This window comes from Pseudomonas sp. Kh14, assembly GCF_900291005.1.
GTDB lineage: Bacteria > Pseudomonadota > Gammaproteobacteria > Pseudomonadales > Pseudomonadaceae > Aquipseudomonas > Aquipseudomonas alloputida.
The window spans coordinates 92,930-110,824 of sequence record NZ_OLKJ01000037.1; the positions used below are offsets into that span (position 1 = coordinate 92,930).

A 17,895-nucleotide genomic window follows, 5' to 3' on the forward strand; every position below is an offset into this window, starting at 1 on the left:
AGGTTGGAAGGATGAAACCGCTACTGCCCATAGCCTGTGCCACTGCCCTGGTCTGCGCCCTGCCCGCTTGGGCCTGCACACCTGAAGAAGCAACGCAGAAACGTGAGGAGCTGGCCGGGCTGGTTACTCAGTTGACCGAGCAGAACCCGCAAAAGGCCAAGGAGATCAATGATGAGCTTCAGGGAATGGATCTGGGGACGGCGAGCAAAGACTTGCCCGACAAGTGTCAGCTGATAGACCAGCGGATCAAGGAGTTGAAGCAGGCAGAGAAAAAGGTGGAGTGACTGTTCGTCGCCTGCGCACGCCCTTTGCAGAAGCGAGCTTGTGTCGCTTCTGCAAAGGGCTGCCGTGAGTTTTATTCAGCAGCAGGCTTGCGCTTCTTCAGCGGCGCCAGGCCGTCAGCGCTGGCCAAAGGCGCGTTGGCCTTCGGCTTGGCAGTAGGCTTGCGCTTGGCTGCGGCTTTCTTGTCACCAGTCTTCTTCTCGACCTTTTTCTTCTTGCTACCGGCCGCCTTGCCCGAGGCCTTGACCTTCTTCGGCCCGTTGTAGGTGCCCTTCACTTCCTTGATGACCCGGCGCTCGAACTGCTGCTTGAGGTAGCGCTCGATGCTCGACATCAGGTTCCAGTCGTTGTGGGTGATCAACGAGATCGCCAGGCCTTCGCCACCGGCACGGCCGGTACGGCCCACACGGTGTACGTACTCGTCACCGCTACGTGGCATGTCGAAGTTGATCACCAGGTCCAGGCCGTCGATATCCAGGCCACGGGCTGCCACGTCGGTCGCCACCAGCACTTTGGAGCTGCCCTGCTTGAAGCGCTCGATGGCCAGCTTGCGGTCCTTCTGGTCCTTTTCGCCATGCAGCACGAAAGCCTTCACGTCCTTGGCCACCAGGTGACCGTAGATGCGGTCGGCCATGGCGCGGGTGTTGGTGAAGATGATCGCCTTGTCGAAGGTTTCGTTGGCCAGCAACCACTGCGCGATCTGCTCTTTATGCTGGTCGTGGTCGGCGGTAATGATCTGCTGGCGAGTGCCTTCAGCCAGTTGCGAGACACTGTTGAGCATCAGGTGTTCAGGGTCTTTCAGCACCTTGCCGATGATGTCGCGCAGGGCCGCGCCACCGGTGGTAGCCGAGAACAGCAAGGTCTGCTCGCGGTTTTCGCACTCTTTGCACAGGCGCTCCATGTCTTCGGCAAAGCCCATGTCGAGCATGCGGTCGGCTTCGTCCAGGATCAGGACCTGCACGTGGGACAGGTCGAGGTTGCCGGCATTGAGCTGCTCGAGCAGGCGACCCGGGGTGCCGATCAGCACGTCAGGCACCTTGCGCAGCATGGCGGCCTGTTCCTTGAAGTCTTCACCGCCGGTGACCAGGCCCGCCTTGACGTAGGTGAACTGCGAGAACAGCTGCACTTGCTTGAGGGTCTGCTGGGCCAGCTCGCGGGTCGGCAGCAGGATCAGCGAGCGGATCTCGACGCGCCCGCCTTTCAGGTCGACCAGGCGGTTGAGCAGCGGCAGGACGAACGCCGCGGTCTTGCCGCTGCCGGTCTGCGCAGTCACACGCAGATCACGCCCTTGCAGGGCCAAGGGGATGGCCGCGGCCTGCACCGGGGTTGGCTCAACAAATTTAAGCTCGGCCACGGCTTTAAGCAGGCGTTCATGCAGGGCGAATTGGGAGAACACGGAGGTAACCTCAGACAAGTGCGGGAAATTCAGTTGCATAGGGTAACGTTTTCTGCAGCCTTAGCCGAATTTCTTTTGGCAACTTTGTCGCTATCCGCGCTCTAATACGGCTTCGTTTCGCAACAAGACTGTACGCAAGCCCATGGATATCCAACGAATCTGGCGTGACTCCCTCGACCTGTGGGGCACCCTCGACCAACATCCCATGCTGCACGCCGCCATCGGTCTGGCGGTACTGCTGCTCATCTCCCTGGTAGTCGGCCGCCTGGCGCGCTTCCTGATACTGCACGGCGCGCGCCTGCTGGCCCGCCAGCCTGCGCTGAAGTGGCTGGACGACCTGCGCCACAACAAGGTGTTCCACCGCCTGGCGCAAACAACCCCGTCCCTGGTGCTGCAATTCGGCCTGAAGCTGGTGCCTGAGCTGTCCGACACCGCCCAGCACTTCCTCGGCAATGTCGCCCTGGCCTTTACCCTGCTGTTCATGACCATGGCGCTGTCATGCCTGCTGGATGCCCTGCTCGACATCTATGCCCGTACCGAACATGCCCGCACCCGCTCGATCAAGGGCTACGTGCAACTGGCCAAGATGATGCTGTGGATCTTCGCCTCGATCGTCATCGTCGCTACCCTGATCGACCGCTCGCCGCTGTTGCTGCTGTCCGGCCTGGGTGCGATGTCGGCGGTGCTGCTGTTGGTGTACAAGGACACCCTGCTGTCGTTCGTCGCCAGCGTGCAGTTGACCAGCAACGACATGCTGCATGTGGGTGACTGGATCGAAATGCCGCAGGTAGGCGCCGATGGCGACGTGGTGGACATCACCTTGCACACGGTTAAAGTGCAGAACTTCGACAAGACCATCGTCTCCATCCCCACCTGGCGCCTGATGAGCGAGTCATTCCGCAATTACCGCGGCATGCAGCAGTCCGGTGGCCGGCGCATCAAGCGCAGCCTGTTCATCGACGCCGCCGGCGTGCGCTTCCTCACCCGCGAAGAAGAACAGCGCCTGAGCCAGGTGCAGCTACTGAGTGACTACCTGGCGGGCAAGCGCCAGGAACTGCAAAACTGGAACGAGGCGCTGGGGCCAGTGGCGGACCTTTCGGCCAACCGCCGCAAGCTGACCAACATCGGCACCTTCCGCGCGTTCGCCCTGGCTTACCTGAAGAACCACCCCAATATTCACCCGAACATGACCTGTATGGTGCGGCAGATGCAGACCACCGCCGAAGGCGTGCCGCTGGAGATCTACTGCTTCACCACCACCACGGTGTGGGCGGATTACGAACGGATCCAGGGAGATATCTTCGACTACCTGCTGGCGGTATTGCCGGAGTTCGGCTTGAGCCTGTATCAGCAGCCGAGTGGCAATGACATGCGCGTGGGGTTGGCGGGGCGCACGGCGGCAGAGCCGATGCCGCGTCGCCTTGAAGAGATGAACGAGGCCTGAGATTGCCGGGGCTGCCTAGCAGCCCCGGATCAAAGGGCGCGTCAGGCCTTGCCGGCCAGCGGTGCTTGCGCGCGACCACCCAGGCGGCTCAGCCACACCGACGCCAGGATGATCCCCCCGCCGATGAACAGCCGCCCTAGCGGCTCGTGCTGGTTCCAGATCAACAGGTTCAGCAGCAGCCCCACCGGCACATGCAGGTTGTTCATCACCGCCAGCGTACCGCCAGAAACCAGGCATGCACCTTTGTTCCACCAGTACAGCCCCAGCGCCGTCGGACACAGCCCCAGGAACAACAGCACCAGCCATTGCACGTCAGTGCTCGGCAGGTGCTGAGTGTTGCCGAACAGCAAGAAAGCCGGCAGCACCACCAGCAACGCGCCGAGGTAAAAGTACCCAAAGCGCGCGTAGTGTGGCAGGTCGCTGGGATGGCGAGCGACGAGGTGACGGTACAGCACCTGGCCAGCGGCGTAGGTAAAGTTAGCCAGTTGCAGCAGCAGGAAGCCGATGAAGAACTCGCCGCTGATGCTGTCGAAGCGGATCACGGCAGCACCGGCCACGGCGACCAGCGCGGCCACTAGCGCCCAAGCGTTGAAGCGCCGGTTCAGGGCATCTTCGATCAAGGTCACGTGTAGCGGCGTGAGGATCGTGAACAGCAGCACCTCCGGTACGGTAAGCACGCGGAAACTCAGGTACAGGCAGACGTAGGTGATGCCGTACTGCAAGGCGCCAATCAGCAGCATGGAACGCATGAAGCGTGGCTCGACCTGGCGCCAGCGGGTCAGCGGCAGGAACACCAGGCCGGCCAGCAGCACCCTGGCGAGCACTGCGAAATAGCTGTCGACGTGCCCGGCCAGGTACTCGCCGATCAGGCTGAAGGAAAACGCCTGGATCAGCGCGACGATTATCAGGTAGCCCATGGTTGCCTCTCGTGAATCAAGGCGGCGACCTTAGCGGGTTGCGGCGAATGAGTTCAACCATGAGGAATGTAGGGGCTGTACCGGCCTCTTCGCGGGCACGCCCGCTCCCACAGGGACCTGTATATCTTCCGGCGAGCGAATAGGCCGGCACTGACCACCAAAAAACCCCAGGCATAAAAAAACCCGGCCATACAAGCCGGGCAGGTACACCCAAAGGAGCAAAAACAGGTGTCAGGGTTGGGAATTCGTGATGCCTCAGGCCACCGCCGCCAACTTGGCCTTGGCTTGGTTGACGCCCTTCTCGTGGAACTCGCCGCTCATGTTCAGGCCTTCGGCATGGATGAAGTCGACATCGTGGATGCCGATGAAAGCCATCACCTGGCGCAGGTACGGTTCCTGGTGGTCACTGCTGGCACCCGCATGGATGCCGCCGCGGGCAGTCAGGACAATGGCGCGCTTGCCGGTCAGCAGGCCTTGCGGGCCGGTCGGGGTGTATTTGAAGGTGATGCCGGCACGCAGCACATGGTCCAGCCAGGCCTTCAGGGTGCTGGGGATGGTGAAGTTGTACATGGGCGCAGCCATCACCAGCACGTCGGCAGCCAACAACTCATCCGTCAGTTCGTTGGAACGGGTCAGGGCCTCCAGTTCGGCGGCGCTGCGCTGTTCTTCGGGCTTCATCCAGCCACCCAGCAGGTTCGCGTCCAGGTGGGGAACCGGGCTTACTGCCAGGTCGCGCACAGTGATCTGATCGGCCGGGTGAGCGGCCTGCCATTGCTGAATGAAGTCCTTGGTCAGCTGACGGGAAACGGAATCCTGCTGGCGGGCGCTGCTTTCGATGATCAGTACGCGGGACATGGGGGGTGCCTCCATCGGGAAAAAAGGGTGCGATTCGATGGAGGTGAGATTAAGGCTTGACCTATCGATAAAAAAGCGTAAAAAGTGGGTCCAATCTATCGATTAATCAGTTTATTCTGCACTGCAGTTCAAGGCGATCCGCAGTTTGATGATTTGCCGATTGAATTTCGCGGTGACATCGACGCTTTTACCCGCCGGTACGTTCACCCGGCGCACCCGTGGTGCCTCTGGGCCATTGCGGAAGGTCACCTTGCACGCCGCCGGGACCTGCCCATAGTTGTTGAGGGTGATGGCGCCAATGTCATAGGCCGTGTCATAGGCGGTGTAGTCGAGCTTGACCCCGGTCAGCTCCTTCTCCACATCGATGGGATAAGCCATGGCCCCGAGGGGCAGGCACATCAGTATTGCCGCACAACATTTCTTCATGGGCCGCTCTCCTTGAAAGAGCGCAGCTTAGGACAACAGGAGCGAAAGATGAAAGCGCCGCGCGTAACCCTTGACCAGTGGCGAACCCTGCAAGCAGTGGTCGATCACGGCGGGTTTGCCCAGGCCGCCGAGGCCTTGCACCGCTCGCAGTCATCGGTCAGCTACACCGTGGCCCGCATGCAGGAGCAGCTGGGCGTCCCGCTGTTGCGCATCGATGGCCGCAAGGCGGTGCTGACCGAGGCCGGCAATGTGCTGCTGCGCCGCTCGCGCCACCTGGTCAAGCAGGCCAGCCAGCTCGAAGACCTGGCCCACCACATGGAACAGGGCTGGGAAGCCGAGGTGCGCCTGGTGGTCGATGCCGCCTACCCCAGCGCCCGTCTGGTACGCGCGCTGGCTGCGTTCATGCCACAAAGCCGCGGCTGTCGGGTGCGCCTGCGTGAAGAAGTGCTGTCTGGCGTGGAGGAAGTGATGCACGAAGGCATCGCCGACCTGGCCATCAGCAGCTACAGCATCGGCGGCTACCTGGGCGCCGAGTTGAGCGCAGTGGAGTTCATCGCCGTCGCCCACCCCGAACACAGCCTGCACCGCCTGGGACGCGAACTGACCTTCCAGGACCTGGAAAGCCAGCTGCAGGTTGTGATTCGTGACTCCGGGCGCGCCCAACCGCGCGACGTGGGCTGGCTGGGCGCCGAGCAGCGCTGGACCGTCGGCAGCCTGGGCACCGCCGCCACTTTCGTCAGCAGCGGCCTGGGTTTTGCCTGGCTGCCCCGTCACATGATCGAGCGCGAGCTGCGCGAGGGCGTGCTCAAGCCATTGCCGCTGGATCAGGGTGGCAGCCGCCACCCACTGTTCTACCTTTATTCGAGCAAAGAGAAGACCCTGGGCCCGGCCACGCAGATTCTCATCGACCTGCTGCGCAATTTCGACACCGCGCCACTGGACGTGCCCTTCGCAGCCCCCCCACAAGCCTGAGAGGACCGCGCCCATGGCCTATTTCGAACACGAAGGATGCACGCTGCATTACGAGGAATATGGCCAGGGCGAACCCTTGGTGCTGCTGCACGGCCTGGGCTCCAGTTGCCAGGACTGGGAGTTGCAGGTGCCGGTGCTCAGCGGCCACTACCGGGTGATACTCATGGACATCCGCGGCCACGGTCGCTCCGACAAACCCGCTGACGGTTACCAGATCGCCACCTTCAGTGCCGACCTGCTGGCCCTGCTCGAACACTTGCACACAGGCCCGGTGCATTTCGTCGGCCTGTCCATGGGCGGCATGGTCGGCTTCCAGTTTGCCGTCGACCACCCACAATGGTTGCGCAGCCTGTGCATCGTCAACAGCGCCCCCGAGGTCAAGCGTCGCACCCGCAGTGACTGGCTATGGTGGTTCAAACGCTGGAGCCTGGCGCGCGTGCTCAGTGTCGAAACCGTCGGCAAGGGGCTGGCCGAGCGGCTGTTCCCCAAACCACAACAAGCAGACCTGCGGCAGAAGATGGCCCAGCGCTGGGCGCGCAACGACAAACGCGCCTATCTCAAGAGCTTCGACGCCATCGTCGACTGGGGCGTGCAGGAACGCATCGGGCAGATTCACTGTCCTACCCTGGTGATCGCCGCCGACCACGATTACACGCCGATACAACTGAAACAGCGCTATGTCGCCCTCATACCCAACGCCAGGCTGGTCGTCGTCGACGATTCCCGGCACGCTACCCCCCTCGATCAACCCGAGGTCTTCAACCAGACCCTGCTGCAGTTCCTCGCAGCCGCTTCCACCTCTCAAGGATCTTTGAGCCCATGCTGAAAAAACTCCTGCTCACCGCCTGCTCGGTCGCCTTCGCCACCAGTGTCATGGCTTCCGACAAGACCCCGCACGTCCTGCTGGACACCAGCTTCGGCCAGGTCGAAATCGAGCTGAACGCCGAGAAGGCACCGCTCAGTACCAAGAACTTCCTGGAGTACGTGGACAGCGGCTTCTACAACAACACCATCTTCCACCGCGTGATCCCGGGGTTCATGGTCCAGGGCGGTGGGTTCACTGACCAGATGGTGCAAAAAGATACCAAGGCCCCGATCAAGAACGAGGCCAGCAACGGCCTGCAGAACACCCGCGGCACCCTGTCGATGGCACGCACGTCCAACCCGAACTCGGCCACCAGCCAGTTCTTCATCAACGTCGCCGACAACGACTTCCTCAACCCGGGCCGCGACGCCGGTTATGCCGTGTTCGGCAAAGTGACCAAGGGCATGGAAGTGGTCGACCAGATCGTCAACTCGCCGACCACCGTCAAGAAAGGCATGCGTGATGTGCCGAGCGACCCGGTGTACATCAAGTCGGCCAAACGCATCGACTGACCGCAGGCTTTCACAAGGATGTGAAACCGCCTGAGGGCCGGATGGAACAGGAGTGTCACCACCCATGCTGTACCGCCGTTTCGAACAACTGATCGACATCTTTCGCGAAGCCCCCAGTGAATCGCCGCCGACGACCGTGTGGCCGTTCTACCTGTACTACCTGCGCCAGGTATGGCCCAGTTTTCTTGCGCTGCTGGTGGTCGGCCTGGTCGCCTCGCTGATCGAGGTGGCGATGTTCAGCTACCTCAGCCGGATCATCGACCTGGCCCAGGGTACGCCCAATGCCAATTTCTTCAGCCAGCACAGCGGCGAGCTGATCTGGATGCTGGTTGTAATTCTGCTGCTGCGGCCATTGTTCTTCGGCCTGCACGATCTGCTGGTGCACCAGACCATCAACCCCGGCATGACCAGCCTGATCCGCTGGCAAAACCATACCTATGTGCTCAAGCAGAGCCTGAACTTCTTTCAGAGCGACTTCGCCGGGCGTATTGCCCAGCGCATCATGCAGACCGGCAACTCGCTGCGCGATTCCGCCGTGCAGGCGGTGGACGCGTTATGGCATGTGCTGATCTACGCCATCACCTCGCTGGTGCTGTTCGCCGAGGCCGACTGGCGCCTGATGCTGCCGCTGCTGGCGTGGATCGTCAGCTACATTGCCGCACTGTTCTACTTCGTGCCACGGGTCAAGGAGCGCTCGGTAGTGTCTTCGGACGCACGTTCCAAGCTGATGGGGCGTATCGTCGACGGCTACACCAACATCGCAACGCTGAAGCTGTTTGCCCACACCGACTACGAACAGCAGTACGCGCGTGAGGCAATCCGCGAGCAGACCGAGAAAACCCAGCTGGCCTCCCGGGTGATCACCAGCATGGACGTGGTCATCACCACACTCAATGGCCTGCTGGTGGTCGCCACCACCGGCCTTGCCCTGTGGCTGTGGAGCCAATCGCTGATCACCGTGGGTGCCATCGCCCTGGCCACTGGCCTGGTGATCCGCATCGTCAACATGTCGGGCTGGATCATGTGGGTGGTCAACGGCATCTTCGAGAACATCGGCATGGTGCAGGACGGCCTGCAGACCATCGCCCAGCCGGTCACCGTCACCGACCTGCCCAATGCGCCGGCCCTGAAGGTCAGCCGCGGCGCGGTGCGTTTCGATGACGTCGACTTCCATTACGGCAAGGCCACCAATGTCATAGAAGGGCTCAACCTGGACATCCGCCCGGGCGAGAAAATCGGTTTGATTGGCCCGTCCGGGGCAGGCAAGTCGACCCTGGTCAACCTGCTGTTGCGCCTGTACGACGTGCAGGGTGGGCGCATCCTCATCGACGGCCAGGACATTGCCAAGGTGAGCCAGGCCAGCCTGCGTGCACAGATCGGCATGATCACCCAGGATACGTCGCTGCTGCACCGTTCGATTCGCGAAAACCTGCTGTACGGCCGCCCCGGTGCCAGCGATGCAGAACTGCACGAAGCTGTGCGCCGCGCGCGGGCTGACGAGTTCATCCCTCAGCTTTCGGATGCCCAGGGCCGCACCGGTTTCGATGCCCATGTGGGCGAACGCGGGGTCAAGCTGTCGGGTGGCCAGCGTCAGCGTATCGCCATTGCACGGGTGCTGCTGAAGAACGCGCCAATCCTGATCATGGACGAGGCCACCTCGGCGCTGGATTCGGAAGTGGAAGCGGCGATCCAGGAAAGCCTGGAGACGCTGATGCAGGGCAAGACGGTAATCGCCATTGCCCACCGGCTTTCCACCATTGCCCGTATGGACCGGCTGGTGGTGCTGGACAAGGGACGAATTGTCGAAAGTGGCAGCCACAGTGAGTTGCTGGAGCAGCAAGGGCTGTATGCCCGGTTGTGGCACCACCAGACCGGAGGTTTTGTCGGGGTCGATTGACACCTGCGCGGCCTTTTCGCGGGTAAACCTGCTCCTACAACGATAGCGAACCTGTGTAGGAGCGGGTTTACCCGCGAAAAGGCCAGCACAGGCAACACAGATCTCTCAGTCCCGGCGGTAGGGCAACATCCCCCGCGCCTCCTCGGCATACCCCTTGACCCCTTCCCGTTCCTGCAGCAGAAAATCCTCCACCGCCCGCCGCAACCCCGGGTGCAGCAGGTAATGCCACGACCGCGTCAACACCGGCTCAAACCCGCGTATCAATTTGTGCTCGCCCTGTGCCCCGGCATCGAAACGCTGGTAACCCTCGGCAATGGCAAAGTCCATGCCCTGGTAGAAACACGTCTCGAAATGCAGCCGGTCGAACTCATCCAGGCAGCCCCAGTAGCGGCCAAACAGGCTGTCGCCCCCCACCAGGCTCAAGGCCATGGCCACATCTCGACCACCCTGGCGAGCCATTACCACGCGCACCGCCTCGGGCATGCGCTCGGCCAGCAGACTGAAAAAATCGCGCGTCAGGTAAGGGGCACGACGGCGCACCGCATAGGTGTTGGCATAGCACAGAAAGACGAAATCCCACTGTGCCTCGTCCAGTTCATCACCGCGGTACCAGCGGAAGTCGATACCCTGCCCCGCCACCTGCTCGCGCTCCTTGCGCATCTGCTTGCGCTTGCGCGAGCTGAGGCTGTCGAGAAAGTCCTGGAAGTCGCGATACCCCCGGTTTTGCCAGTGAAACTGGCAACCCAGGCGTTCCATCCACCCAGGCAGGCCCGCCAACTGCGCGTCCAGCGCCGGGTCGGTGAAGTTGATGTGCGCTCCGGAAAGCCCACCCTTGCCCAAATACTCCGGCAGGGCCTGCAGCATCAACAAACCGTCAGCCGGATCGGCCGCCAGCAGCCGTGGGCCGCTGACCGGACTGAACGGCACAGCGCCAAGCAGTTTTGGGTAGTAGGCGATACCAGCCCGCTCACAAGCATCGGCCCAACCATGATCGAACACATACTCGCCAAACGAGTGCCACTTGCGGTACGCGGGCAACAGCGCTCGTACCTGTCCGTCACGCTCCAGCACCAGGTGCTCGGCGGCCCAGCCAGTGTTGCGCGCCACGCTGCCGCTGTCCTCCATTGCACTGAGAAAAGCATGGCGCAGGAAGGGTTGGCCGGCTGGCACAAGGGCATCCCAGGTGGCCGTCGAAAGATCACGCAGGTGGGCAAGGCTGTACAGGCTGGTCACGTTTTCGGCTCGCTGTCTGAAGACCGTCAGTATCCCCAAGGAAGGCCCGTCGCTCAAATGACGAACGCCGGGTGGGTCCTTCAATACTCAATTACTTAACAACAGTGCCACTAATCAGACATTAATCTGTCATTGGCCCCCGCAATACTTGCGCCTGTTTTCCGGAACCCTAGAACCTGTCTATTCAGGCCCTTTCCGAAGACATGCCAACGCAGGGGCAGGCGCTTGAGCCTCCCCCATTTTTTTCAGTAGGGAGAACCTTATGCGTCTTGTTTCCACACTTACCGGAGTAAGCCTCACCGGCATGATGCTGGCCCTGAGTGCCCCGGCCAGTGCTGCTGTCGACGCCAAGCTGCTCGAAATGCTCCGCGCCAATGGCTCGATCAATCAGGCGCAGTACAACGAACTGCAGGGCGACCTGGCAAAAGAAACCAAGGAAAAGGCCGACCAGAAAGCTCAGTCCGAACGCATGAGCTCCTTTGAACAAAAAGTGGCATGGGCCGCCAAGACCCAGATCAAGGGTGACGTGCGCCTGCGTTACGAAGACGTCAACGTCGACGATCCGAACAGCAGCAGCGGCAACCAGGACCGCCAGCGAGTACGTGCCCGTGTCGGTTTCTACAGCGAGATCAACCCGCAGGTCGACGCTGGGGTCCGTATCGCCACTGGCAGCAGCGCTGACCGACGTTCGACCAACCAGAGCTTCGACAACTACTTCGACAAGAAGTCGCTGTGGGTCGACCTGGCCTACCTCGACTGGCACCCGACTGCAGTCCCAAACCTGCACCTGATTGGCGGCAAGATGCAACAGCCTTGGGTGAGCATGGGCGACATCATCTGGGATAGCGACATCAACCCGGAAGGTGTGGCGGCCACTTACAAGGCTGACCTGGGCGGGGCCGAAGTGTTTGCCAGCGCCGGTCAGTACACCTTGAAGGACAACGTCGATGGTGACGGCGTCCAGTACAAGCACGATGCACAGGTCTACCACGGCCAATTGGGTGCCAAGTTCGCGCCGGCCGACGTGCTCAAGCTCACCGTGGGTGCCAGCATCTATGGTTACGACAACGACAAGGAAGCAGCCATCCTGCAGTCGTTCGGCAACACCACCAACGAGTTCAATCTGGTGGAAGGCTTTGGCCAGATCGACTTCACTGGCTTGGCCATTCCGTTGTCGGCCTATGGCCAGTACGTTAAGAACACCGACAGCACCGACGGCGAAGATCAGGCCTGGCTGGCTGGCCTGAAAACCAAAATGGGTGCCTGGAGCCTGGACTACAACTACCGCGATGTGCAGCGTAACGCGGTGGTCAGCCTGTTCACCGATTCGGACTTCGGCAACGGCTACACCGGTTCGCGTGGTCACAAGTTCAAGGTCGGTTACGAAATCGACAAGAACTTCTCCCTGGGTGCTGCCTACCTGATGGCCAAGACCGACCTGTCGCAGTTGCCGAACAGCAATGCTGACGTCGACACCCTGCAGGTAGATCTGGAAGCCAAGTTCTAAGCGACACCCTGCTCTGCTTCACCTGAAGCGGGAAACGCCGACCCCATCCGGCGTTTCCCGCTTTTTTGCCTGTGTGAAATGCGCCGGCCCCTTCGCGGGCTTGCCCGCTCCCAGAATCACCACAGACCTTGAGAACTGTGCTGTACCTGTGGGAGCGGGCAAGCCCGCGAAGAGGCCGTAACAGGCGCCTGATGAATCAGCGCTTGCGCAGAATCACACTACCAATCGAATACCCCGCACCAAACGAGCTCAACACGCCCAACGAGCCCTTGGCCAGGTCATCCTGGTACAGGTGGAAGGCAATCACCGACCCCGCCGAGCTGGTATTGGCGTAACGGTCCAGAATCACCGGTGCCTCTTCCTCGGCCACTTCATGCCCCAACAGTTTCTTGACGATCAGCTGGTTCATGCTGAGGTTGGCCTGGTGCAGCCAGAAGCGCTTCACGTCGCCCGGTTGCAACCCGTTCTCCTGCAGGTGCTCACCGATCAGCTCGGCCACCTTCGGGCACACCTCGCGGAACACCTTGCGGCCTTCCTGGATGAACAGCTTGTCCGCAGCGCCTTCACCCTCTTCCGCCGCACGGTTGAGGAAGCCGAAGTTGTTGCGGATGTTGTTGGAGAACTCAGTCCAGAGCTTGCTGCTGACGATGTCGAACTGGTGCGCCGAAGTGGCCTGGTCGGCACGCTCCAGCAACACGGCGGTGGCGGCATCGCCAAAAATGAAATGGCTGTCGCGGTCACGGAAGTTGAGGTGGCCGGTGCACACTTCGGGGTTGACCATCAGCACCGCCCGCGCCTGGCCCAGCGCTACGCTGTTGGCGGCGGTCTGGATACCGAAGGTGGCCGACGAGCAGGCCACGTTCATGTCGAAGGCAAAGCCCTGGACACCCAGTGCCTGTTGCACTTCGATGGCGATGGCCGGGTAAGGGCGCTGCAAGTTGGAGCAGGCGACGATCACCCCGTCGACATCGGCCGCCGTTCGGCCTGCGCGCTCCAGGGCCTGGCGGGCAGCGGCCACGGCCATTTCACACAGCACCGACGGTTCATCGTTGCTGCGCTCGGGCAGGCGCGGCTTCATGCGCTGCGGGTCGAGGATACCGGCCTTGTCCATGACAAAGCGGCTCTTGATGCCCGAGGCCTTTTCGATAAACGCCGCGTCGGAGAGCGGCGCCGCCTCGACTTCACCGCGCTCGATGGCGGCAGCGTTGTCCTGGTTGAACTGCTGCGACCAGGCGTTGAAGGAAGCCACCAGCTCTTCGTTGGAAATGCTCTGGGCCGGGGTGTACAGGCCGGTGCCGCTGATCACGACGTTATGCACGGTCGTTCCTCTGGTCAAAGGCCATCGCCACAGGGCGCTGGCTGGAAACATGACAGGTTAATGGCACTTTAGTGCCAATTCAGGGGCATACGTTTACCCCTGCGCGGCGGGCTTATCCGCCAAGGGCCGCAAAGCGGCCCCAAACGCCCCAAAGTTTGCCACAAATAATGGAGGTTAGCCTTCCACCTGACTCCATTGTTTGCTCAATCGCTTGTCAGAAATCGGCACCTTGGTCCCCAACTGCTGGGCAAACAGCGATACGCGATATTCTTCCAGCCACCAGCGGTACACAGTCAGTTGCTCATCGCGCTTGCCTTCCTGGGCATGCTTGTCGGCACGGGCCTTGTACTGCGCCCACAGGTTGGCCAATTCGCCGCTCCACACCCGGTCCTTCTGTACTTGCGAGCCGAGTTTTTCGAGGCGCAATTCAACCGCCTTGAGATAACGCGGCAACTCCTTGAACCACACCCCAGGCGTTTCGCGTACGAAGCCCGGGTACACCAGGTTGCCTAGCTGCTGCTTGATGTCGTTCAGTGCCACCGCTTGGCTCAGGTCGATCTTGCCCTTGAAGCGTTTCTGCAGACCATGCCACAGCTTCAGCACTTCCAGGGTCTGCCTTGCCAGGCGCTCGGCATGCTCGGCCCAGCTGCCGCGCTTGCGTTCAGCCAGCGCGGCCAAGGCCGCGCCATCACGTGGCAACGGTTGTTCGCCTTCAAGGATGCAACTGTCCAGGCTGGCCAGCAGAATGTCTTCGACCAGCGCCTCGACCCGCCCCATTTCACGGTACAGCAGGCCCAGCTCGGTCAGCCCCGGCAGCTTGCCGCGCAGGAACTTGGCCGGCTCGGCCAGTTGCTGCAGCAACAGCCGTTGCAAGGCGCGGCGGTGCTGAAACTCGGCTTCGGCCTGGGTCGAGAAGCGCCCTTCACGCACAGTGCCGTTGTCTTCCACCAGTGCCGGGTACACGGTCATCGACAGGCCGGCGATCTTCTGCTGGGCGGTCTGCTTCACTTCGCTGAAGGCCTTGGCCTGCACCGGCTGCTCACCCTTGGCGTCACGTGGCACGGCCAGGGCAGCCTGGCTGGCGGCAGCAAAGCGCGCGGTCAGCTCCGCCAGGTCGCGGCCTTCGCCAAGGAACTTGCCCTGGCCATCGACCACTTCGATGTTCATGCGCAGGTGGCCCTCGACCTGGTTGACCGACTCGTCCCAGGCCTCGTCCGACACACGTGCACCGGTCATGCGCAGCAGTTCCTGGCCCAGGGCCTGTGGCAGCGCCCCTTGGCCGAAGGTCATGCGCGCCAGCGAAGCCTTGACGAAGTCTGGCACCGGGACAAAGTTCTTGCGCAGGGCCTTGGGCAGGTTGCGCACCAGCGCCACGCACTTGGCCTCCAGCAGGCCCGGCACCAGCCACTCCAGGCGCTCGCCCGGCAGGCTCGGCAACAGCGGCGCCGGCACCCGCACCGTCACACCATCGCGGGGGTGGCCGGGCTCGAAGTGGTAGCTCAGCGGCAGGCGCAAATCGCCCACCTGCATACTGTCGGGGTACTGTGCGGCGGTCACTTCGCTGGCCTCGCGGGCCAGCACGTCCTCCTCGCGCATGATCAGCAGGTTGGCGTCCTTCTGGCTGCCCATGCGGTACCAACTGTCGAAGGTCGCCGTCTGGTGGATTTCCGCCGGCAGGCGCGCTTCGTAGAAAGCGTACAGCGTTTCTTCGTCAGCCAGAATGTCACGCCGGCGAGCCTTGGCTTCCAGCTCGTCCAGCTCTTCAAGCAGGCGTTTGTTGGCCGCCAGGCACTTGGCCCGCGACTGGATTTCGCCACCCACCAGGCCTTCACGGATAAACAGCTCGCGCGAGGTCGCCGGGTCGATCGGGCCGTAGTGCACCGGCCGACGGCCGACCAGGATCAGCCCGTAGAGCGTGATCTGCTCGTAGGCCACCACCTGCCCGCGCTTCTTCTCCCAGTGCGGCTCGAAATGGTTTTTCTTGATCAGGTGGCCGGCCAGCGGCTCGATCCAGTCCGGCTCGATCTTGGCCACCATGCGCGCATACAGCTTGGTGGTTTCGACCAGCTCGGCAGCCATGACCCACTGCGGGCGCTTGCGCCCCAGGCCCGACGATGGATGCACCCAGAAACGCCGCTGGCGGGCGCCCTGGTAGTCGCCCTCTTCGGTCTTCTGGCCAATCTGGCTGAGCAGCCCGCTGAGGATTGCCTTGTGCATCTTCTGGTAATCGGTCGGTTCCTTGTTCACCGTCAGCTGCAGGTCACGGCAAATCAGCGCCAACTGACGATGAGCATCGCGCCACTCGCGCAGCCGCAAGTAGTTCAGGAACTGCTTGCGGCACCAGTTGCGCAGCGGGTTGGCAGTCAGCGCCTGACGTTGTTCCTCGAAGCCGCGCCACAGGTTGACCAACGCAGCGAAGTCCGAGTCCACGTCCTTCCACTGTGCGTGCGCCTGATCGGCGGCCTGCTGGCGTTCTGGAGGGCGTTCACGCGGGTCCTGCACCGACAGCGCACTGGTGACGATCAGCACTTCCTGCAGGCTGCCCAGGCGCGCGCCTTCAAGCAGCATGCGGCCCAGCCGCGGGTCGATCGGCAAGCGCGCCAGCTGGCGGCCAATTGGCGTCAGCTGGTTCTCGCGGTTAACCGCCGAAAGCTCCTGCAACAGGTTGAAGCCGTCGCTGATGGCTTTGCCATCCGGCGGCTCGATGAACGGGAAGGCATCGATTGCGCCCAGGCGCAGGTGCAACATCTGCAGGATCACCGCCGCCAGGTTGGTGCGCAGAATCTCCGGGTCGGTAAACGCTGGCCGGCTGTTGAAGTCCTCTTCGCTGTAGAGACGCACGCAAATGCCCGGCTCGACCCGGCCGCAACGGCCTTTACGCTGGTTGGCACTGGCCTGTGACACCGCCTCGATCGGCAGGCGCTGGACCTTGGCGCGGTAGCTGTAGCGGCTGATGCGCGCAGTACCGGTGTCAATCACATAGCGGATGCCAGGCACGGTCAGCGAGGTTTCGGCGACGTTGGTGGCCAGCACCACGCGGCGCCCGGTGTGCGGTTGGAAGATACGCTGCTGCTCAGCCGGCGACAGGCGCGCGTACAGCGGCAAAATCTCGGTATGGCGCAGTTGCGCCTTGCGCAGGATCTCGGCGGCATCACGGATTTCCCGCTCGCCCGGCAGGAAGATCAGCACATCGCCCGGCCCCTTGCCCTCGCTACGCTCGTGCTGCGCCAGCTCGTCGAGGGTGGCAAGGATGGCCTGATCGACGGTGAGGTCGTCCTCGATCTGGTTGCCCTCTTCGTCCTGTTCGCTGGTCAGCGGGCGGTACCAGGTGTCCACCGGGAAGGTGCGCCCGGACACCTCGATGATCGGCGCACCGTCGAAGTGCCTGGAGAAGCGCTCCAGGTCGATGGTGGCCGAGGTGATGATCAGCTTCAGGTCCGGTCGACGATGCAGCAACGTTTTCAGGTAGCCGAGCAGAAAGTCGATGTTCAGGCTGCGCTCGTGCGCTTCGTCGACGATGATCGTGTCGTAGCGTTCAAGGAAGCGGTCATGCTGGGTTTCGGCCAGGAGGATGCCGTCGGTCATCAGCTTGACCAAGGTATTGGAATCGCTCTGGTCTTCGAAACGCACCTGGTAGCCGACCAGCGCGCCCAAGGGCGTGCCCAGCTCTTCGGCGACTCGCGCGGCCACGCTACGCGCTGCGATCCTGCGTGGCTGGGTATGGGCGATCAACCCATGGCTGCCACGGCCAAGTTCCAGGCAGATTTTCGGCAACTGGGTCGTCTTGCCAGAGCCGGTCTCGCCGGCGATCACCAACACCTGGTTTTCGGCCAAGGCCTTCTTGATTTCGTCACGCTTGGCGGCGATGGGCAGGTTGTCGTCGTAGCGTACGGTCGGCACGCTCTGCTGACGCGCGGTGACCTGGGCGCAGGAGGCCTGGACCTTCTCCACCCACTGCGCCAGCTTCGCCTCGTCGGGGCGCTTGCGCAGTTCGTGCAGTTGCCGGCGCAGGCGATGGCGGTCGGCAATCATGGCGTGGTCGAGGTTTTGCAGCAGTTTGTCGATGGCGTGGTCAGTCATGGGGCTTTTTAATGATGCAGGTGAGCCTGCTTTTTCATGATCGGCATTCGGAAAGTCGGGCGATTGTCGCAGATTTGCGGATTCTCTGCTGCTTGCACGCTCACTGTGGGAGCGGCCTTGTGTCGCGATAGGGCCGCAAAGCGGCCCCAGCAATTTCTGAGTGGTCGCTGATGGCCGGGGTCCGCTACGCG

14 protein-coding genes are annotated in these 17,895 nt (G+C 62.2%); 7 read left to right on the top strand and 7 right to left on the bottom strand.

Annotation, left to right across the window (positions count from 1 at the left end; all coding sequences use genetic code 11):
- Positions 1-11 precede the first annotated feature (11 nt).
- Positions 12-284 (top strand): hypothetical protein, encoded by a 273-nt coding sequence (locus FQ668_RS21510; RefSeq protein WP_019437580.1) that lies wholly within the window; start codon positions 12-14, stop codon positions 282-284.
- Positions 285-355: 71 nt separating this feature from the next.
- Here the strand turns inward: FQ668_RS21510 and FQ668_RS21515 are convergent, their stop codons facing one another.
- Complete coding sequence (locus FQ668_RS21515; RefSeq protein WP_019437579.1) at positions 356-1,717, bottom strand: DEAD/DEAH box helicase; 1,362 nt, start codon at positions 1,715-1,717, stop codon at positions 356-358.
- 103 nt (positions 1,718-1,820) lie between these two features.
- On the opposite strand from FQ668_RS21515, the gene FQ668_RS21520 reads away from it, so the two are divergent.
- Positions 1,821-3,122, top strand: a complete 1,302-nt coding sequence (locus FQ668_RS21520) for a mechanosensitive ion channel family protein (RefSeq protein WP_014590066.1) — start codon at positions 1,821-1,823, stop codon at positions 3,120-3,122.
- A gap of 41 nt (positions 3,123-3,163) precedes the next feature.
- Here the strand turns inward: FQ668_RS21520 and FQ668_RS21525 are convergent, their stop codons facing one another.
- The 3 genes from FQ668_RS21525 to FQ668_RS21535 all read right to left on the bottom strand — a co-directional run bounded on the left by FQ668_RS21525 (position 3,164) and on the right by FQ668_RS21535 (position 5,320).
- Positions 3,164-4,039, bottom strand: a complete 876-nt coding sequence (locus FQ668_RS21525; protein ID WP_003254607.1) for a carboxylate/amino acid/amine transporter — start codon at positions 4,037-4,039, stop codon at positions 3,164-3,166.
- Positions 4,040-4,294: 255 nt separating this feature from the next.
- The gene (locus FQ668_RS21530) at positions 4,295-4,894 is read right to left on the bottom strand and encodes an FMN-dependent NADH-azoreductase (RefSeq protein WP_019439104.1); all 600 of its coding nucleotides are present in this window, start codon (positions 4,892-4,894) and stop codon (positions 4,295-4,297) included.
- Between the two features lie 111 nt (positions 4,895-5,005).
- Complete coding sequence (locus tag FQ668_RS21535) at positions 5,006-5,320, bottom strand: hypothetical protein (RefSeq protein WP_012051530.1); 315 nt, start codon at positions 5,318-5,320, stop codon at positions 5,006-5,008.
- A 48-nt stretch (positions 5,321-5,368) separates the two neighbouring features.
- Between FQ668_RS21535 and FQ668_RS21540 the strand changes: the two genes are divergently transcribed.
- From FQ668_RS21540 to FQ668_RS21555, 4 genes are all read left to right on the top strand, one after another.
- Complete coding sequence (locus FQ668_RS21540) at positions 5,369-6,292, top strand: LysR family transcriptional regulator (RefSeq protein ID WP_003254610.1); 924 nt, start codon at positions 5,369-5,371, stop codon at positions 6,290-6,292.
- 13 nt (positions 6,293-6,305) lie between these two features.
- Positions 6,306-7,118 (top strand): alpha/beta fold hydrolase, encoded by an 813-nt coding sequence (locus tag FQ668_RS21545; protein ID WP_014590064.1) that lies wholly within the window; start codon positions 6,306-6,308, stop codon positions 7,116-7,118.
- Positions 7,112-7,669: a peptidylprolyl isomerase A gene (locus tag FQ668_RS21550; protein ID WP_014590063.1), complete on the top strand. Its 558-nt coding sequence runs from the start codon at positions 7,112-7,114 to the stop codon at positions 7,667-7,669. The genes FQ668_RS21545 and FQ668_RS21550 overlap by 7 nt, the downstream gene beginning before the upstream one ends.
- 64 nt (positions 7,670-7,733) lie before the next feature.
- A complete protein-coding gene (locus FQ668_RS21555) occupies positions 7,734-9,566 on the top strand; it encodes an ABC transporter ATP-binding protein (RefSeq protein WP_019439106.1) in 1,833 nt (610 codons plus the stop codon).
- Positions 9,567-9,671: 105 nt separating this feature from the next.
- Here the strand turns inward: FQ668_RS21555 and FQ668_RS21560 are convergent, their stop codons facing one another.
- Positions 9,672-10,799: a GNAT family N-acetyltransferase gene (locus FQ668_RS21560; protein ID WP_019439126.1), complete on the bottom strand. Its 1,128-nt coding sequence runs from the start codon at positions 10,797-10,799 to the stop codon at positions 9,672-9,674.
- Positions 10,800-11,061: 262 nt separating this feature from the next.
- Here FQ668_RS21560 and FQ668_RS21565 point away from each other — a divergent pair, with 262 nt between their 5' ends.
- Positions 11,062-12,306: a putative porin gene (locus tag FQ668_RS21565; protein ID WP_003254615.1), complete on the top strand. Its 1,245-nt coding sequence runs from the start codon at positions 11,062-11,064 to the stop codon at positions 12,304-12,306.
- 196 nt (positions 12,307-12,502) lie between these two features.
- On the opposite strand, the gene FQ668_RS21570 is transcribed toward FQ668_RS21565, so the two are convergent.
- Positions 12,503-13,624, bottom strand: a complete 1,122-nt coding sequence (locus tag FQ668_RS21570; RefSeq protein WP_019436964.1) for a beta-ketoacyl-ACP synthase III — start codon at positions 13,622-13,624, stop codon at positions 12,503-12,505.
- A 174-nt stretch (positions 13,625-13,798) separates the two neighbouring features.
- Positions 13,799-17,704, bottom strand: coding sequence for an ATP-dependent RNA helicase HrpA (hrpA, locus tag FQ668_RS21575; protein ID WP_014590059.1), 3,906 nt, complete (start codon positions 17,702-17,704; stop codon positions 13,799-13,801).
- Positions 17,705-17,895: the final 191 nt, after the last annotated feature.